The 18,106-nt window shown below is 66.2% G+C and carries 16 protein-coding genes; 8 read left to right on the top strand and 8 right to left on the bottom strand.

Annotation, left to right across the window (positions count from 1 at the left end; genetic code table 11):
* Positions 1-25: 25 nt before the first annotated feature.
* From AC1AZA_RS00165 to AC1AZA_RS00145, 5 genes are read right to left on the bottom strand one after another with little or no spacing between them, the layout of a single operon-like run.
* Positions 26-1,693, bottom strand: coding sequence for a dipeptide ABC transporter ATP-binding protein (locus AC1AZA_RS00165; RefSeq protein ID WP_476512735.1), 1,668 nt, complete (start codon positions 1,691-1,693; stop codon positions 26-28).
* On the bottom strand, positions 1,690-2,631 hold the full coding sequence (locus AC1AZA_RS00160; protein WP_476512734.1) for an ABC transporter permease: 942 nt from the start codon (positions 2,629-2,631) through the stop codon (positions 1,690-1,692). The genes AC1AZA_RS00165 and AC1AZA_RS00160 overlap by 4 nt, the downstream gene beginning before the upstream one ends.
* Entirely contained in the window at positions 2,628-3,593 is a 966-nt protein-coding gene (locus AC1AZA_RS00155) for an ABC transporter permease (protein WP_476512733.1), read from the bottom strand. The genes AC1AZA_RS00160 and AC1AZA_RS00155 overlap by 4 nt, the downstream gene beginning before the upstream one ends.
* A gap of 18 nt (positions 3,594-3,611) precedes the next feature.
* Positions 3,612-5,288, bottom strand: a complete 1,677-nt coding sequence (locus AC1AZA_RS00150) for an ABC transporter substrate-binding protein (RefSeq protein ID WP_476512732.1) — start codon at positions 5,286-5,288, stop codon at positions 3,612-3,614.
* Between the two features lie 29 nt (positions 5,289-5,317).
* The gene (locus AC1AZA_RS00145; RefSeq protein ID WP_476512731.1) at positions 5,318-6,130 is read right to left on the bottom strand and encodes a nitroreductase family protein; all 813 of its coding nucleotides are present in this window, start codon (positions 6,128-6,130) and stop codon (positions 5,318-5,320) included.
* A gap of 300 nt (positions 6,131-6,430) precedes the next feature.
* On the opposite strand from AC1AZA_RS00145, the gene AC1AZA_RS00140 reads away from it, so the two are divergent.
* From AC1AZA_RS00140 to AC1AZA_RS00125, 4 genes are all read left to right on the top strand, one after another.
* Positions 6,431-6,970 carry a PaaI family thioesterase gene (locus AC1AZA_RS00140; protein WP_476512730.1) on the top strand — a complete coding sequence of 180 codons (540 nt, stop codon included), beginning with the start codon at positions 6,431-6,433 and terminating at the stop codon, positions 6,968-6,970.
* Between the two features lie 149 nt (positions 6,971-7,119).
* Positions 7,120-7,929, top strand: a complete 810-nt coding sequence (locus AC1AZA_RS00135) for an enoyl-CoA hydratase/isomerase family protein (protein ID WP_476512729.1) — start codon at positions 7,120-7,122, stop codon at positions 7,927-7,929.
* Positions 7,930-7,998: 69 nt separating this feature from the next.
* Positions 7,999-9,306: an acetyl-CoA hydrolase/transferase family protein gene (locus AC1AZA_RS00130; RefSeq protein WP_476512728.1), complete on the top strand. Its 1,308-nt coding sequence runs from the start codon at positions 7,999-8,001 to the stop codon at positions 9,304-9,306.
* Between the two features lie 188 nt (positions 9,307-9,494).
* The gene (locus AC1AZA_RS00125; protein WP_476512727.1) at positions 9,495-10,211 is read left to right on the top strand and encodes an Abi family protein; all 717 of its coding nucleotides are present in this window, start codon (positions 9,495-9,497) and stop codon (positions 10,209-10,211) included.
* 146 nt (positions 10,212-10,357) lie between these two features.
* On the opposite strand, the gene AC1AZA_RS00120 is transcribed toward AC1AZA_RS00125, so the two are convergent.
* Both AC1AZA_RS00120 and AC1AZA_RS00115 read right to left on the bottom strand, forming a co-directional pair.
* A complete protein-coding gene (locus tag AC1AZA_RS00120) occupies positions 10,358-10,666 on the bottom strand; it encodes a transcriptional regulator (protein WP_476512726.1) in 309 nt (102 codons plus the stop codon).
* A 6-nt stretch (positions 10,667-10,672) separates the two neighbouring features.
* The gene (locus AC1AZA_RS00115) at positions 10,673-11,758 is read right to left on the bottom strand and encodes a hypothetical protein (protein ID WP_476512725.1); all 1,086 of its coding nucleotides are present in this window, start codon (positions 11,756-11,758) and stop codon (positions 10,673-10,675) included.
* Positions 11,759-11,997: 239 nt separating this feature from the next.
* Between AC1AZA_RS00115 and AC1AZA_RS00110 the strand changes: the two genes are divergently transcribed.
* Positions 11,998-13,152, top strand: coding sequence for an ATP-binding protein (locus tag AC1AZA_RS00110; protein WP_476512724.1), 1,155 nt, complete (start codon positions 11,998-12,000; stop codon positions 13,150-13,152).
* Between the two features lie 3 nt (positions 13,153-13,155).
* On the opposite strand, the gene AC1AZA_RS00105 is transcribed toward AC1AZA_RS00110, so the two are convergent.
* The gene (locus tag AC1AZA_RS00105) at positions 13,156-15,348 is read right to left on the bottom strand and encodes an alpha-L-arabinofuranosidase C-terminal domain-containing protein (protein WP_476512723.1); all 2,193 of its coding nucleotides are present in this window, start codon (positions 15,346-15,348) and stop codon (positions 13,156-13,158) included.
* Positions 15,349-15,439: 91 nt separating this feature from the next.
* Here AC1AZA_RS00105 and AC1AZA_RS00100 point away from each other — a divergent pair, with 91 nt between their 5' ends.
* The 3 genes from AC1AZA_RS00100 to AC1AZA_RS00090 all read left to right on the top strand — a co-directional run bounded on the left by AC1AZA_RS00100 (position 15,440) and on the right by AC1AZA_RS00090 (position 18,106).
* The gene (locus AC1AZA_RS00100; protein ID WP_476512722.1) at positions 15,440-15,745 is read left to right on the top strand and encodes a YhbY family RNA-binding protein; all 306 of its coding nucleotides are present in this window, start codon (positions 15,440-15,442) and stop codon (positions 15,743-15,745) included.
* A 331-nt stretch (positions 15,746-16,076) separates the two neighbouring features.
* The gene (locus AC1AZA_RS00095) at positions 16,077-17,177 is read left to right on the top strand and encodes an ABC transporter ATP-binding protein (RefSeq protein WP_476512721.1); all 1,101 of its coding nucleotides are present in this window, start codon (positions 16,077-16,079) and stop codon (positions 17,175-17,177) included.
* Complete coding sequence (locus AC1AZA_RS00090) at positions 17,177-18,106, top strand: carbohydrate ABC transporter permease (protein ID WP_476512720.1); 930 nt, start codon at positions 17,177-17,179, stop codon at positions 18,104-18,106. The genes AC1AZA_RS00095 and AC1AZA_RS00090 overlap by 1 nt, the downstream gene beginning before the upstream one ends.

Genomic DNA, 18,106 nt, shown 5'->3' with positions numbered 1-18,106 from the left:
ATGCGATCGATGGCCGGTCAGCCGTTCATCCCCGTCCGGGAATGGCGTCCAGCAGTTGGCGCGTATAGTCCGCGCTCGGCTGGTGCAGCACGCGGTCGGCGGTCCCGTATTCCACGAGCCGTCCGCGGCGCATCACGGCCACGTCGTCCGCGATTTCGGAGACGACGGCGAGGTTGTGGGACACGAACACGTAGGTCAGGCCGAGGTCACGTTGTAAGCCGGCCAGCAGACGGAGGATCTGGTCCTGCACGGACACGTCCAGCGCGGAGACCGGTTCGTCCAGAAACAGCAGCTGCGGTTCGATGGCCAGCGCACGCGCAATGGCGATGCGCTGCGATTGTCCACCGGACAGCTCCCCCGGCCTAACTTTGAGTACGGTCTGCGGCAAGGCGACGCGGTCGATGAGCTCCTTCACCCGCGCCTCACGCTTGGCGGCGGAACCGTAGCCGAAGGCGCGCAACGGTTCCTCGATGGACTGCCGGACGGTGAGCGAGGGGTCGAGCGAGTCGAACGGATTCTGCTGGACGAGCTGGAAATGACGTCGTTTCTGTCTCAGGGCACGTCCGCGCAGCTCACTCAGATCGTTGCCAAGCACGCGAACTCTGCCGGACGTGGGCTTGTTGAGGGCCAGCGCCATGGACAGCAGCGTGGACTTGCCGGAACCGGATTCGCCCACGATCGCCAGCGTGCGGCCACGGTATGCCTTGAGCGAGACGTGATCCACCGCAGTCAGGATGCCGTGCGGGGCACGTTCGCTCACGGCGGCCCGATATTCGCGGGTCACGTCCAGCCAGCTGACCGCCGTACGTCCGTCGTTGTCCACGCCGTCCGCATCGTTCGCTGCGTCCCCGGTCCCGATTGCAATCGCGTCCGCATCGTCCTCCTCGATCCTCGGCACTAGGGAGAGCAGTCGGCGCGTGTAGTCCTGCTGCGGGCGGGCCAGCAGCTCGGCGGTGTCGTTCTGTTCGATCGCCTCGCCGTGGAGCATGACCAGAATGCGGTCGGCACGGTCGGAGGCCACGGCCAGATCATGGGTGATCATGACGAGTGTGATGCCACGACGGCGTACCAGGGAGGTCAGCAGGTCGAGCACGACCTTCTGCACGGTCACATCGAGGGCGCTGGTCGGCTCGTCCGCCACCACGATGCGCGGATCCCCGGCGAGCGCCTGCGCGATGAGCACGCGCTGCTTCAGGCCCCCGGACAGTTCGTGCGGGTATTGGCGCGCTCTCAGCTTCGGGTCGTCGATGCCCACTTCGGCGAGCAAACGCAGGGTTTCCGCCCGCACGTCGCGCACCTCCCGACCACGGTGCAGGCGTACGATCTCCGCGATCTGGTCGCCGATGCGCATGGTCGGGTCAAGGCTGGACTGCGGGTCCTGCGGCACGAAGCCGATGAGGCTGCCGCGTACGGCCAGCCATTCGCGTTCCGTGGCGTGGGTCAGATCCCGCCCGTTGAGCAGGAACTTGCCTTCGACCAGCGTGCCTTCCGGCAGCAGTCCCAGCAGCGCGTTGACGAGCGTGGACTTGCCGGAACCGGATTCGCCCACGATCGCGAGAATCTGCCCCGCGTCCGCCGTGACGCTCACGTGGCTGACCGCCCGGACGGTCCGCCGCTTGGTACGGTAGGTCACGGAGGCGTCGATCACTTCGACCGCGGGATTGCCGCGCACGGAATCGTTGTTCTTGCTCATCGCTTCAGCTCCTTTTCGCTGCGGGCCGCCAGCACGGTAACCGCCAAGACCGTGAGCACCACCACCAGTCCGGGCAGCAGCGGCACCCATGAACTGGTCATGAGGTAGCTGCGGCCTTCATTGATGAGCGAGCCCCATTCAGCCGCCGGCGGCTTGGCGCCGAACCCGAGGAAGCTCAACGTGGCGACGGCCATGATGACGCGCCCGAATTCGAGCAGGGCCAGCGAGAACACCGGTCCGAACACGTTGCGCAGCACGTGCCGCGTCACGATCCCGAACGGGGTGACGCCGGAGACGACGGCCGCCTCGATGTACGCGCTGGAGCACACGCGCAGGGTCTGGGCGCGTGCGGTGCGGGCGAACGTGGGAATGGATGCCACGCCGATGGCGATCGCAACGGGGATGGTGCCGAAACCGATGGCAGTGACGATGGTGATGGACAGCAGCAGCCCCGGGATGGACAGCAACACGTCCACGAACCGCATGAGTGCGGCATCCAACGCCCCTCCCGCGTAGCCGGCGAGCACGCCGAACAGCACGCCGACCGCAACGGCGATGGACAGGGAGATCAGCGAGGCGAGGATGGTCGATTGGGCGCCGTACACCACGCGGGAGTAAAGGTCGCGGCCGAGCTGATCGGTGCCGAACCAATGCTCTGCGCTGGGAGGCAATAGCATCTGCGTGGGCGCGGTGGCGTACGGATCCTGCCGTGTGAGGGCCGCGGGATGGATGGCCGCGAGGACGACGAGCGCCATGAACGCACCGGCGAGCAGCGTACCCGGATAGCGCACGGCTGCGTATAGCCAGCCGCCCACACGGCGCAGCGCCCGGCGGGATACGCTGCGATCGGCGCCGAGTCCGACGGCGGCGTGCGTTTCGGAGCCGGATGCGGCACGGACTCCGCTCTGCGGCGCGATGACGGTTTCCACGGCACTCATGGCCGCTCCTTTCCTGCCGTCCGGACGACGATGCGCGGATCGAAGATCGGGTAGATCATGTCCACGGCGAGATTGATGACGACGAACGCGGCCGCGGCGAGCAGCACGCATCCCTGCACGACGGGAATGTCCTGTGCCTGCACGGACTGCTGGATGAGCATGCCTACGCCCTGGCGGGAGAACACGGTCTCCGCCACAATGGCTCCGGTGACGGTGGAGCCGACGATCATGCCGAGCACGGTGAACGCCGGCAACGAGCCGTTCTTGACGACGTGGCGCAGCACGAGCCGGCTGCGGCTCAGGCCGTGCGCACGGGCCGCGGTGATGAACGGGGAGGCCAGCGCCTCGTCGAAGCCGTTCATGAGCATGCGTCCGAGCAGCGCGGCTGGCGGAATGGACATGGTGACCACGGGCAGCACCATGGTCTGCCATCCGTCCGCTCCCATGGCCGGCAGCCAGCCGAGCGAGAACGAGAACACCTGCATGAGCAGAAGACCCACCCAGAAGATCGGCACGGAGATGGTCACGTTCGGTACGAATTCCAGCAGGCTACGTACAGCCGGATGCCGGGTGTACGAGGCCAGAAACGCGAGCGAGAACGCCACGACCGCGGCCAGCGCTATGGCCGCCAGACTCACGCCCAGCGTCATGCCGAGACGGGATGCGATGAGTCCGGAGACGCTTTCGCCCTGCATGTAGGAGACGCCGAGGTCGCCGTGCAGCGCGGCGAGCATCATGACCGCATACTGCACGAGCACCGGCTTGTCGAGCCCGTACTGGTGCGCGAGCGCAGCGATCTCCTGCGCGGAGGCGTCATCCTGCCCGCGCGACTGCAGGATGGTCTCCATCGGGTCGGACGGCAGCAGGTGGAGGATCGCGAACGTGAGCGTGTAGGATGCCCACAGCACCGCGACCGCCTGCAGCAGCCGTCTGCCGAGGTATGCGAGGTTCGCCTTGGTCATGACAGTCGCCTCCGTCCGTCACTTGGCCAGCCAGGCGTCGTAGAAATCCACCCAGGATTCGCCGATGAACCGCGCGCCCTGTAGCTTGGCAGAGTGAGCGTAGTCCTGACTGCGTTCGTAGAGCGGGAACACGGCGTACTGGTCTTCGAGCAGCTGCTGGAACTGCTTGTAGTCCTCGGTGCGCTTGATCTCGTCCGGCTCGGCGCCGCCGGCCTGATAGAGCTGCTGCGCCTTGGCCCAGTTGGCTTCGTCCAGGGACAGTTCGCCCATGCGGTAGCTGGCCTGCGTGCTGTAGTAGAGGTTCAGCGCGGAAGGATCGTTGCGTGTGTAGGAGGCGATGCTGCTCAGGTCGTAGTCACCGGACTTGTCTCGGGACTTGGCCACGGCGGCGGTCGTCTGGTCGAACTGGAGGTCCACGCCGATCTGCTTGAGCTCATCGATCACGAGTTCCACGCCGGTCTTCTTGGTCTTGTCCAGCCAGTGCAGTGTGAGCTTCCTGCCGTCCTTGTAGCGGTAGCCGTCGGGCCCGATCGTCCAGCCGGCTTCGTCGAGCAGTTTCGCTGCGGCCTGCGGATCGTACTTGGTCAGTTCCGGCGTGGCGATGGACGAGCTGGTGGTGGCCCCGTAGAAGCCCGAGACGACCGTGTAACCCTTGCGGATGGCGGTGGAGGCGTATGTGGCGCGGTCGATGGCCAGCGAGACGGCCTGACGCACGCGGATATCGGACAGGATGCGTCCCTCGCGCACGTTCGGATACAGGTTGAACGCCTGACCGGGTAGGGCGCGGCTGTCCACTACGCCGCCGGCGGCCTTGATCTGCGTGGCGGCGTTGTCGGTGATCTGCTGGTCGGCAGGGGCCACGATCGCCTGCACCTGACCGCTCACCAGACTGCCGGTGCGCACGGATTCCTCGGGCACGTACACGTATTCGATGCCGTCGAGGTAGGCGGGCCCGTCGTGTTTGGCGAGCGCGGAGTGCGCCTTGTAGTCGGCGCGCTTCTTGAGCACGGCCTTGGTCTTGGGATCGTAGGATTCAAGCGTGAACGGACCGGTGCCGTACAGCGCCTTGCCGGTGCAGCGCTGTTCGGGCGTTTGCTTGAGGGATTCCGGGGCGAGGATGCCGAGCTTGGTGATCGACGTGGCGCTCAGGAATGCGGGGTTGGGCTCCTTGAACGTGATTTCCACGGTGTCGTCGTCCACGGCCTTCACGCCGTCCAGCGAGATCAGTGCGGTGGAGGCGGGTGCGCCGGGCGTGGCGGCCACGGATTCGATGTTCTTCACCACCGCGTCGGCGTTGAAGGGCTCGCCGTTGGAGAACGCGATGTCGTGCTTGAGGTTGAATGTGTACGTCTTGCCGTCCGGGCTGACGGTCCAGTCGGAGGCGAGCCATGGCTTGATCTCGTTGGTTTCCGGATCCTGATCCGTCAGGGATTCGGCGAACTGGCGCACGATGTTGCGCGAGCCGCTCCACGAGGCCTGCGACGGGTCGATGCACGAGTAGATGTCCGGGATCTCCGCGACCTTAAGCGTACCGCCGGATTGCGGGGTACCGGCGGATGCGGCGGATTGGGAGGAGGCGTTGGCATTGCCGCAGCCGGACAGGGCGAGGACTGCGGCGAGTCCCGCCGCAGACAGGGTGACGGCCAGCGGACGGCGACCGCGCGCGGCGGTCGGATGGAACGGTTGATTGAACATGATGGCGAACTTTCTTTGCGAGCGCGGATTCAGTCCGTGGCGAAGCCCTGGGCGGCGACGGTGCGGATGATGGGACGGGGATGGGTGACGGGGGTGCGGGCGATGCCGGCTACGTAGTCGGTGAACGAGGAGATGGGGTTGTCGGGGTTGCGGCGCAGGTAGTAGTCGTGCACTTCGCGGTCGAAGCCGGCGAGCGGGGCGAGCGGGTCGGGATTGGCAGCGTCGTCCGGGTAGGCGTCGTCGAAGAACTGCACCTCGCGCGGTGGGCGGGGCTTCAATTCCGGCACCTTGGCCGGGTAGCCGAGACCGAGGCCGAGCACGGGGAAGACATGCGGGGGCAGGTGCAGCAGGTCGATCACGCGCTCGAGGTCGAACGTGATGGCGCCCAGGATCACCGCTCCGAGACCGAGCGATTCGGCCGCAGTCTCCGCCGCGTGCACGGCGAGGACGGCGTCGTCGTAGGCCTGGAAGAACAACGCGGACGTGGAGAACGGGGTGTCCTTGTCCACCGCCACGCCCTTGGCACGGGCGATGCGCAGGTTTCGGTGCTCGTCGGCCACGAAGACGTACAGCAGGGGTGCCCGGGCGATGCGCGCGTGGCCGCAGATCTCGGCGAGAGCCTCGCGGGTGCTCCGGTTCTTGATGCGGATGGCGGACCAGGCGCTCAGCGACTGGCTGGTGGCGGTCTGACGGGCGGCGTTCTCGATGGCTTCCACGACTTCGGGTTCGACGGGACGCTCCTCGAACTTGCGGATGGTCCTTCTGGTGGTGAGGATGTCCAGCGTCGGGTTTGACGGGACCGACTGGTCTGGCGGCGGAGTTTGGGTGTGCTGATCGGCCATTGCGGTGTTCTTTCTGACGGGGGTGGAAGATTGAGGAGGCACGGCGCCGAGCCGATCGGACATCCCCTTCCGGATGGCCCGGCCGCCGTGCTTGACCATCACCATACGGCACGGCGGACGCGACCGGAACCGCGCGGCTACAGGCGTTGGTTATAGGCGGTTCAAGGCATCCGGCTCAGGCATTGCAACGCCGCGGATCGATAACCGGCCCTCAATTGCGCCGATGGCCGCGCCACGGGACGTTCCTGTTACCATGCCGCTTGTCAACCCCGCAATCCACCTGTCACGAAGGACGTTCCCATGACCGATAAATCCGCTTCCGGTCCCTCCTCCCCGGCGCAGTCTACGCAGTCGGCGCAGTCGGACGATCTGCCCGAGCCCAGCGCCGGCGGTCTCACCGAGTATCTGGGCATTACGATCACGCAGTGCACCGCCGACCACGTGGAGGCCACCATGCCCATCACCGAACACCATCTGCAGGGCTACGGGTTCCTGCACGGCGGGGCCACGTGCGCGCTGCTGGAGACCGTGGGCGGCGTGGGCATGCGCCACCGGTTCGACCCTGCCACCGAGCGCGTGTTCGGCGTGGACATCCACATCCGCCACCGCCGCAGCGGGGTGCGCGGCACGGTCACCGGCATCGCGGACTTCGACCACGTCAGCGGCAACGAATACTACTATCGCGTCCGGGCCGTGGACGAGGACGGCTGCGTGCTGTCCGACGGCATCGTGATGAACAAGAAGGTGAGCATCGACTACCTCAGACGCCGCCGCGCGCAGCAGCTGCACGATCGCGAGGAAGCGGCCGCGGCCAATCCGACCCGCTATAGCCGCGTATAAGAGCCTCGTATAGCCACGCGGTTCACGGCGGCGTCGATCCCTGCTATCGTCGGCATCAGCTTCGCGGCAAGACACGCATTCGCGCCATCCCCTCTTCACGCGGTAGCCAATCAATCCATCAGCATCACATCACGCGAGAGGGGACCGTCATGTCCGCAACCACTGCAACCACTGACCCGATCTACGGCACCGAGATCGTGCACTACGAGGTGAAGGAGCACATCGCCACCATCACGCTCGATCACGCGCCCGCCAACGCCTTCAGCTACGCGCAGTCCCGCCAGTTCGTCGACGCCTTCACCCGCGCCGACCGTGACGATGACGTGCGCGTGATCATCCTGAGGGCCGAGGGCCGCATCTTCTCCGGCGGCCACGACCTCAAGGAGTCCAAGAACCCGCCGGTCATTCCCGAGGGCGAGATCCCGTCCAAGGAGCTCGGTCCCAAGACGTTCCCGCAGCCGGCCATAGTCTCCAAGCCGGTGATCACGCTCGTGCAGGGCTGGGCGGTGGGCGGCGCCTTCTGCGTGGTCGCCTACTCGGACATCGTCATCGCCTCCCCGGAGGCCAAGTTCTCCGTGCCGGAGGTCAAGATCGGCGCGGTGGGCGGCACCGGCGGTGCCGCATGGGCCCTGCCGAACCACATCGCCTCGTACCTGGCCCTGACCGGCGCGCCGATCGATGCCGAGCGGGCGTATCAGGTCGGGTTCGTCAACGAGATCGTGCCCAAGGACAAGCTGGTGGAGGAAGGCGAGCGCGTGGCGAAGCTCATTCTCGCCAACCCGCCCATCACCGTCAAGTACATCAAGCAGTCCCTGCGCGACATCTACCCGCTGAGCCGCATCACCGAGCCGGTGCGCATCAACGCCTCCCGCAACGACGTGGCCCTCAACACCGAGGACGCCCGCGAGGCCGTGGCCGCGTTCGTGGAGAAGCGCCAGCCGGTGTTCCACGGGCGCTGACCGGACCGTGCCGCAGACTTACCCATCCACCTCATCATCGTCCATCCCGACCCCAAGGAAACCCCACCCATGACCGACTTCGCCCAGGAATACCGCAACAAGCTGCGCACCGTCCCCCAGATCCTCGACCTCATCCACTCGCACGACACCATCGTCGCCGGCAGCTCCGGCGACGAGCCCATCCAGGTGCTGCGCGAACTGCACACCATCGCCGACCGCGTCACCGACGTGAAGGTGCTGCTCTACGGGCTGCCCGAACCGTTCGAGTTCGCCACGAACCCCGCGTACCGCGACTCGTTCTACACGGTGTCCAGCTTCTCCGACCGCAACACCCGCAACGCGCACGACGCGCACACCATCCACTTCGTGCCCTCCCACGGGCACGACGCCGTGGACACCTCGCGCCGCGGCCTTGCCGAGAACCCAGAGGTCTACATCGGTCAGGCGTCCGCGCCGGATCGCAACGGCTTCGTGAGCTTCGGCGGCGGCACCGGCAACTTCTGGCAGGCGCACAAGGCCAAGACCGTGATCATCGGCATCAATCCGAACATTCCGCACACCGGCGGGTACACGGAACTGCACATTTCCGACATCGATTACTTCTACGAGGCCGAGGAGCGTCCGCTGCATTCCCTGGCCGAGGTGCCGCCCTCCAACGACGTCGAACTGGCGATCGGACGCAACGTGGCCGGGCTCATCGCCGACGGCTCGACCATCCAGCTGGGCGTGGGCAAGGCCCCGGCCGCCGCCGCGCAATTCCTCACGGACAAGAACGACCTGGGCATCCACTCGGAGATGATGCCGGGCAGCCTGCTGCCGCTCATCCAGTCGGGCGTGATCAACGGCAAGGCCAAAACGTTCCTGCCGTACAAGCACGTGGCCGCCTTCCCCGCGCCGTTCAAGGAATTCTACGAGTACATCGACTACAACCCGAGCTTCCTGTTCCTGCCGATCAGCTACGTGAACTCCGCGCCGGTCATCACCCGGCACCGGCGTCAGGTGTCGGTCAACTCGGCGCTGCAGGTGGACCTGACCGGGCAGATCGACTCGGAAACGCTCGGTTCCACGCAGTTCTCCGGCACCGGCGGGGCGGCGGACTTCGCCATCGGCGCCAGCCGCGCCCCGGAAGGCAAGTCAATCATCGCGATTCCCTCCACCGCATCGCACGGCGAGGTCTCGCGCATCCAGCCGGTGCTGAGCCCCGGTTCGGTGGTGTCCATCTCCCGCAACGACATCGACTACGTGGTCACCGAGTACGGCGTGGCGGCCCTGCGCGGTGTGCCCGTGGACGAGCGCGTGCGCCGGCTCATCGCCATCGCCCATCCGAAGTTCCGCGACGAGCTCGCCGAAGGCGCCGAACGCTACCGCCTGTGGTGAGGGCCCGCGGCGGCCCGGTGACCAGCCAAAACAGTGGTGGCGGTCTGAGACACAGACAGACCTATTTGTGTCTCAAGCCGCCACCACTGTTGCGTCGATCTCCCATAAAAAGCACTGGCCCCCGAAGGAGGCCAATGAGATCACAGGCAGGACGACCTGCCCAGGTAGAGCCAGTGTATCATGAAGGCATGAGCGACGGGGCAACGATCATCGGTCAGGCGGAGAAATTCTGCGGAAGGGCACGGTTCGGCAGGTATCTTGACGACGCCGCTGCCGATCCGACGCTCGCCGTTGCGCTGTGCAAGTGGAATCATCGCTTTGCCGGCGTATTGCATGAACAGATCGGCTACGTCGAAATCGCCGTTCGCAATGCCATCGACCGTCAGCTGCGTGCCTTGGCCCGAATCCGAAACGGCAATGAGAGTTGGACGTGCGAAGGCAACGAACCCGAACAGGTCCTCAAAATCATCGGCAAGCAGATTCGTGAAGCGAGACATCTGACCATAGCAGCACATCCGGGGCAAAGCATCACCCATGATGACGTGCTGTCCAAGCTGATGTGGGGCACGTGGGTCAAGCTCATCGGCCTGCCGGAGGACAGTGAACGCACGGAACTTCAGCGCAAGCTCTGGGCATCCTGCATTTCGCATGCCTTTCCGCGCGCCATGCAGGACGAATCCGGCCGTCAAAGCATCGCGAAGAATCTCGGCTATCTGCGAGGCATACGCAACAGGGCCACACACTTCGATAACCTGTACGACGCCGCCACGCATAAGCGGCGCATCATCAACGCCTCCATGTATCTGCTGACTGCCATCGACAAGGATTTTTCGCGCGGATGGATCGACATAGGCCGACTGCGCAAGGAGGCGCGTGCCAAAGACGAATTGCTCAATAGCCGTTGAGGTATCCTTCGCTGCAATATGTCATCTCGAAACCGCCTGTGGTGAGGGCCCGCGGCGGCCCGGTGACCAGCCAAAACAGTGGTGGCGGTTTGAGACACAAGCAGACCTATTTGTGTCTCAAACCGCCACCACTGTTGTTATATCGGTCATCCGAGTCCGGCGATGGCGCGGAGGGCGGCGACGTGGGCGTCGAACGCCTCGCGGCCCTCGGGGGTGAGCGAGACCCAGGTGACGTCGTGGCCGTTGCGCTGCCCGGGCCGTTTGGCGAGGGAGACGTACCCGTTGTCCGCCAGTACCTTGAGGTGCTTGGAGCAGACCGCGTCGCTGACGCCGAGCATGTCGCGGATCGCGGCGAATTCGACTTCGCCGGCCCCCTGCAGCATGCCGCAGATGCGCAGCCGCAGGGGCGCATGGATCACTTCGTTGAATTGTGCCGTAATGACGGGAGTTGCCATGCCATCTCACGCTCCCTTCGCGATTTCACCGTACCGGCGGCGATCATACAGCTGGCCGAAGATGGAGAAGAGCACCACGTAGGCCGCGCCTCCCACCGCCAGTTCGACGAGCGGCACCTGCGCCGGCGAGTGCCCCAGTATGAAGCCCAAGCCGTAGCCGGCAAGGTAGACGGGGATGAAGCAGGTGGCGACCATGGCGAAGAACAGCGCCCAACTGGCGGTGCTCGCCGGCATCATGCGGGTGTCTGCCTTGACGTCACGGGTCCATCGCGTCACGGCGGTTGCCATCGCGGCGATCAGGGCAAAGTCCATCGCGGTGATCACGAAGCTCGTCGGGCTGGATCCGCCCATGAACGTGGCCACCGTTTCCAGCACGCTCACGATGCACAGCATCACCATCAGTCCGATGGCCGGGTGCAGCCAGACCGGGGCCGTCAGCCGGCGTGCCGTCTCGCGGCGTTCGTCGTCGGGCAGGGCGAGGAGACGGGCGCGGGTCCACAGTTCGCCGTCCTTGCCGGAGCGCCGTCCGCCGCCGTCGATCTGCACCTCGGACATCGAGCCGCCGGCCATGATGTAGTCGCGCACTTCGGCGTCGCTCAGGTTGACGAGCATAAGGATCGCCCCTCCCCCGGCGACGGCGACGCCCAGGGCGGCCCACCATGGCAGACCGTGATGCACGATGGGAGCGACCACGACCGCCAGGCAGAAGATCGGCATCATAACGCTGTAGAGCCAAGCCTTGAGCGTCGGCGGTTTGGTGAGCCAGTGGACGCCCCTGCGTTCCATCCGCACGACCAATGCGATCTCGACCGCCATGCCGACCACGATGACGCCGGCGCAGCCCAGAAGAATGTGCAGATCCGTGAACGAGGCGAAGAGGCCTCCCCACAGCGCCCATATCAGCATGGTCATGACCACGGTGCAGCCGAAAGATGCGATCTTGTACCACAACGGGGTAACGAACCGGCGGGCCACGGCCTCGCGGGAGTCGGTGAGCGAGGAGAGCGAGGAGAGCGCGTCGGCCGCAGAGAGCCGCGCGTCCGGAGGGGTGGACAGGGGTTGGGTCTGAAGAGGCGTGTTCATGGCGATCATCTCTTTTCCTTGCGATGGGTCACGGATGGAATTAGGACAATGGATATGGATTGCGTTGAAGTCGACCGGTCCGGAAACCTTCGTTGATTGTTTCCGTTATGGAAAGCATAACACTTTCCACTTTGGAAAGTCAAGAGGCCCCGTCCCCGAACGCCCTTCGGCGTGTCTTTCCATGATGGAAAGCATCCTGATGCGACGATGCGGCCCCGACTGTCGCCTTGCGACGGTACCCTCGCGGTATGGGGATTGAGACTTCAGGCACCGGCGCAATGACCTTCGACGTCGCCCGGGCCGCATTCGAGGGCAGACGCATCGCGTGGGATCCGGACTCCTGCACCGACCCGATCGCACGGACCGTGATGAGTGACCAGAACCCCTTCGCACTCAAGGTGGCGGCATACCGAGACGCCAACAAGACCGCACTGGCGGAGCACCGCAGCTTCGCCGGCAGCGCGGTCGGCCAGCTCGACCGGGCGCTCGCATACATCGCCTCGCTGCCCCAGCTGAGCGCGCAGCGGGCCGAAGCCACGGCGGGCGAACCCGGCATCGACGTCCGACCGGTACCGCAACCGGCGATACGCGAGGCGCTCGTCAACGCGATCGCCCACCGCGATTACGAGACCTACACCGGCTCCACCATCGTCAACGTGACGCCGGCCGGCGTGGAGGTGATCTCTCTGGGCGGCCTGTACGGGAGCCTCAAGATCAACGATCTGATCAACGGCGCCAACCAGCCGCGCAACATCGCGCTCGCCGGACTGCTGGAACGGCTGGGATTCGTGCACAACCTCGGCAACGGCATCCAGCAGATCATGCAGGCGTACGACGACGGCATCGACGCCCCGCAGCTGCGCGTGGCACCCGCCTCGGTGGCGGTCATCCTGCCGCTGCTGCGCGTGGAGGTGCCGGACGCGGGCGACGGCGCACGCACCGACGCCGGAGGCAACGGCAACACCGGCAACGGCGGTGCAACGGCAGCCACGGGCCGCGTCGCCACCAAGTATCGCTTCCCGGGCATGCCGCAAGGCCGGTTCACGCATCGCATCGACCGGGGAGATGCCGTCGACCAGATTGAACTGCGGGCGGCCTCGCCGTGGGCGGTGCCGCTCGTGCGTCCCTACGAAGCGCCGCTCGTCGCGGCCGCCGCCAAGCCGATCACCGCCCCGGACCTGCAACCCGACAGCGGGCGCCTCAACCGCAGCGAACTCGAACCGCTCGTCCTCGCGTTCATGATCGAGAGGGGTCTGCCGCTCAGGCGCATCGAGATCCAGGAGCCGCTCAACCTGTCCAAGTCGCAGGCCAACTACGCGCTGCGGGGCCTGACGGAGGCGGGCAAGGTGCGTCGCATCGGCCACTCGCGCGCCACGCGCTACCTTGCCGTGGCGGCGGGCTGACCGTCATGACTGCCTGAGCTCCACCAGCGTGACCGACCGGGGCTTGAAGCTCAGCGCGAAGCGCAGCGGCCGGCCCTCGTCCACCGGCAGCCGGGATCGGTTCACCCTCCGGCGGATGCCCGGCACCGGCTCGCCGTCCCACGCCGGCAGGTTCCTGGCGTCCGGCCCGCCGTACAGCGTCTCCACGGTGAGCGTGAGACGGCCGGCGTCGATCGCCGCGGCGGACGGACGCACCTCCACGGTGGCCGATTCCGCCTCGCCGGACACGTTGACGATCTTCACGATCCTGCGGAACGGCTCGTCCTCTCCGCTCGCGCTGACGAACAGGCGGTCCGCGTCCCCGTCCGCGCCGGCGACCGCCGCCTCGTACGCCGTGCGTCCGACGTGCGCGGAGAACAGGCGTTCCGCCTCGTAGTTGACGGTGGGCGCCACATGCGAGGGACTGAATTCAATGAGGTTGTGGTTCCACACCTTGCCGCCCGTCATGGCGAGCAGCGGCGCGTACGACGTCATGCGCACCACGTCCGAATTGCGTTCGCATCCGGCGAGGAACGCGGCCTCCGCCAACGCGGAACGCCACCGGTTCGAGGCCCTTTCGGTCTGCGGCTGCGCGGCGAGGAACCCGTTGGCGGAGTATTCGCCGAAGTACACGGCGGCCCCGTCGCGCGGATAGTCGTCGAACCGCGAGGCCTCGCGGATGAACCAGTCGGGCGAATGGTACGAGTGCTCGTCCACCACGATCGCATCCCCGGTGGCGCTCCCATGCGCGGCCAGCAGCTCGCCGGTCACGCCGGGCACGCCTCCGGAGGCGATGGTCCGGGCGTGCCTCCAGGCGGGGGCCATGGGCAGGGCGAACGGGAAGAGGCCGGCGCTCATCACGCACAGCATGCCCGGGTGGCGGTCGTGGATGGCGGAGCTGATCGCATCGAACTTGGCCTGGTAGTCGGCGCCGAAGTTCTCGTTGCCCACGCCGACCATGTCGAGCCCGAACGGCTCGGGATGCCCCATGGCGGCACGCACGCCGGCCCATCCGCCGTCCGTCGCGTCGCCGTTGGCGAAGTCGATGAGGTCGAGGTAGTCGTCGATGACGGCCCGGAACGCGGCCGAGTCGATGGGCATGTGCTTGGGGTCACGGTACGGCGACTGGCAGCTGAGCCCCGCGAACAGGGTGGGCAGCGGCCTGGCGCCCAGGTCCTCGCACAGGCAGAAGTATTCGTAGAAGCCGATCTGGTAGCTCTGTGAGTAGCTTGACCCGTCCGGCGTCTTGTATGCCCACATGTTCGGCTTCTGCCGGCGGGCGGGCAGTGCGCCCACCGTGTCCTTCCACCGGTATTCGTTGCCGGGCGTGACCCCTTCCGTGATGCACCCGCCCGGGAAGCGCACGAACGCCGGCTTCAGCGCGGCGATCGCCTCGACGAGGTCTCGCCGCAGCCGGCCGTGGCGCCATTTCGGGTCGCCGGCGCCCCACGAGTCGGCGCGCATCAGGCTCACGCAGTCGAGGTCCACGGTCAGCAGGTCCCGGGCCTCCGCGGACTCGCGGCCATCCTCGGGATCGTCCAGCACGTCGATGCGCAGCTTGCCGTACCGGCTGACCGATCCCTCCAGCGTGCAGGCCACGCGCGTCCACCCGCCGCCGGCCTCGGGCAGGGGCACCACCTCGGCCTCGACCAGCGCCACGCAGTCCTCGTCGATCACGCGCACGCCGAGCCTGCCGCGGCCGGCCACGGTCCGCACCAGCGCGGAAAACTCGTACGTCTCGCCTTCCTCGACGGCCATCGCGCATTCGCCGTCATGCTCGCCGCCGCCGTTGTACCCGAGGTTCTCGATGTACGACTTGTTGGTGTGCGACAGGCGCGTGACGCGCACGTACCGGCTGTTGACATGCACGGGCGGCGCGGGGCATTGGCGGGACGTGTCGATCCGCTGACCATGCTCGCCGGTCACGTACGCGCCGCAGCTTTCCGCCTTGAGGCCGACGAAATGCCAGAAGCGCAGCGGATCCGCCTCGCACTGCCAGCGTTCGCGCCCGTGCAGGTGCATGCTGCGGTGGCGCAGGTAGACGCCGTCGAAGCTGTAGTTGTTCACCATGTTGGCGTTGAGCCCGCCGTCCACCGCGAAGTTGATGTCCTCAAGGAACACGCCGTAGAGCCGCGGGGAGACCGGGTGAAGCGCCCCGCCTATCGCAATCGTTGCCATGGCACCATCATCCCATACCGCCGTCGCGCGCGGCAAGGCCGACCCGTCCGGCCGCCCGCCTTGCCCGGGGCAAACGTTATGCTTGGTCCCCATGACGCTTACGAAGAAACAGACCCGCCAGCTGCGCGCTCTGGCCAACCAGCTGAAGCCCCTCGTGCACATCGGCAAGAACGACATCACCGAATCCCTGATCAAGCAGGCCGACGAGACGCTCGACAGCCACGAGCTCGTCAAGTGCCAGGTCCAGGACGGCTCCGGCTGCACCGCCAAGGAGGCCGCCGACCAGCTGGCCGAGGCCCTCGGCGCCGAGGTGGTGCAGACCATCGGCAATCGTGCCGTCCTCTACCGGCGCTCCAAGCGCGACGACGTGGAGCACATCCAGCTCGTCCGCGAGTAGCCGATCGGCCCGATCCGAACCGATCGCAACCGCAACGGCCCGCCGCCGCAAGGTTTCCCAAGACCATGCCTTCTTCGCGCATGCCCCGGGAAACCGCACGGAGGCGGGCTGTTCGCATATCCATCTCATTCCCTGCCCCTGCCCCGATCTTTGTGAGCCACGTCACACCGCATATGAACGCAGCATGACCTGCGCATGACGCCAGATGAACCTTAGAGGCCACGCCGATGAATTCCGGCGTTCCCCGCCGCGTTTCCCACGGCCCCCTGCCATAGTGGGGACCGTAAGTACGCGCCGGCCGTTCAGCCGGCACGCCGTAAGGGGATGCCCCATGGCAATCGCAATCAGTAAACTCAACAAGACCTATGAGAACGGGTATCAGGCCCTCAAAAGCATCAGCTTCGACATTGCGGACGGCGACCTCGTCTGCCTGCTCGGCCCCAGCGGCTGCGGCAAGTCAACCACGCTGAACATCATCGCCGGCCTGCTCGACCCCACCTCCGGAGACATCAGCATCGACGGACACTCCATCATCCACGAACACCCCAAGGACCGCAACATCGGCATGGTGTTCCAGGACTACGCGCTCTACCCGCACATGACCGTACTCGAGAACGTCACCTTCCCCCTGCGCGTGGGCGACCACCGCAAGCCCAAGGACGAGGCCGAAAAGATCGCCCACCGCTACATGGCCATGACCGGCATCGAGGAACTCGCGGACAAGAAGCCGGGCGCCATGTCCGGCGGCCAGCAGCAGCGCGTCGCCATCGCCCGCGCACTAGTCAACGACCCGAAGGTGCTGCTCCTCGACGAGCCCCTGAGCAACCTCGACGCACGCCTGCGCCTGCGCATCCGCGAGGAGATCCGCCGTCTGGTCAAGTCCACCGGCATCACCACCGTGTTCGTCACGCACGACCAGGAGGAGGCGCTGTCCATCAGCGACCGCATCGCGCTGATGAACCAGGGCGTGATCCAGCAGTACGACGTGCCCCAGCAGCTCTACCTCGACCCGGCCAACCTGTTCGTGGCCAAGTTCCTCGGCAGCCCGATCATCAACCTGTTCGAGCTCAGCTACGACCAGTCCGCCAAGGCGCTCGCCGGTCCCACGTTCTCCATCCCGCTCGATCGCCTCGACCGCTCCCGCATGCGCGAGGGTCTGGCCAAGGCGCTCGCCTCCGGCCCGGTGACGGCCGGCATCCGCCCGGAGCACTTCATCGTGGCCGAGGCGGGCCAGACGCCGGACTTCACGGTGAAGATCGACTCGGTGGAGATGATCGGCCGCTACAGCGTGCTGCACTTCGACGCGGACGGCGTGCACGCCTCCTCCACGGTGGACGCCCGCTCCCCCATCCGCGGCGGCGACAGCGTGGGCTACGTGATCGACTACGACGACATCTTCCTGTTCGACGCGGACGGAACGAGGCTGTACTGATGAGCACCGCAACCGAAACCGCACGGACCGCCGCCAAGCCGGCCAAGCGCGGCCCGTTCTCCTACAGCGCCGAGCGCCAACCGCGCGCCTGGCTGTTCCTGGCCCCCGCGCTCGTGCTCATCGCCCTGTTCAACGTGTGGCCGCTGGTGCGCATCTTCATCATGGCGTTCCAGACCAACAGCCTGCGGCGCCCCAAGTTCGCCGGCGTGGACAACTTCGCCTTCGTGCTCGCGGATCCGGAGTTCCACACGGCCATCATCAACACGGCCGTCTTCGCCATCGTGGTGGTGCCGGTGGGCATGATCATCTCCATGGCCATCGCGCTCAGCCTCAACGGGCACATGAAGGGCGGGCGCTTCTTCGAGGCGCTGTTCTTCATCCCGTACCTGACGAGCGTGATCGCCATCGGCATCGTGTTCCGCTACCTGCTCAACGGCGACTACGGCGTGCTCAACTTCCTGCTGGGCAAGGTGGGGCTCGGCCCGTTCGACTTCCTCAACGACCCGAAGCTCAACATGACGGCCCTGCTGATCTTCGGCATCTGGTCGTGCCTCGCGTTCAACATCATCATCATGCTCTCCGGCCTGAGGTCCATCAACCCCAACTACTACAAGGTGGCCAGCATGTACGGGGCGACCGGCATGCAGCAGCTGCGCCGCATCACGCTGCCGCAGATGATCCCCATGCTCACGTTCCTCGCGATCGTGAACTTCATCAACAGCTTCAAGGTGTACACGGAGGTGTACGCCCTGTTCAACGGCAAGGCCGGCATCGGCAACAGCGCCACCACGGCCGTGTTCTACATCTTCAACAAGTTCTACGTGGACCACAAGTACGGTCAGGGCATGGCGGCCGGCGTGCTGCTCTTCCTGCTCATCCTCGCGTTCACGCTGCTGGAGAACGCGCTGCTCAAGCAACTGTCCAAGTAG

The organism is Bifidobacterium sp. LH_389 (assembly GCF_056357235.1).
This window is presented reverse-complemented; position numbering and strand designations above follow the sequence as displayed.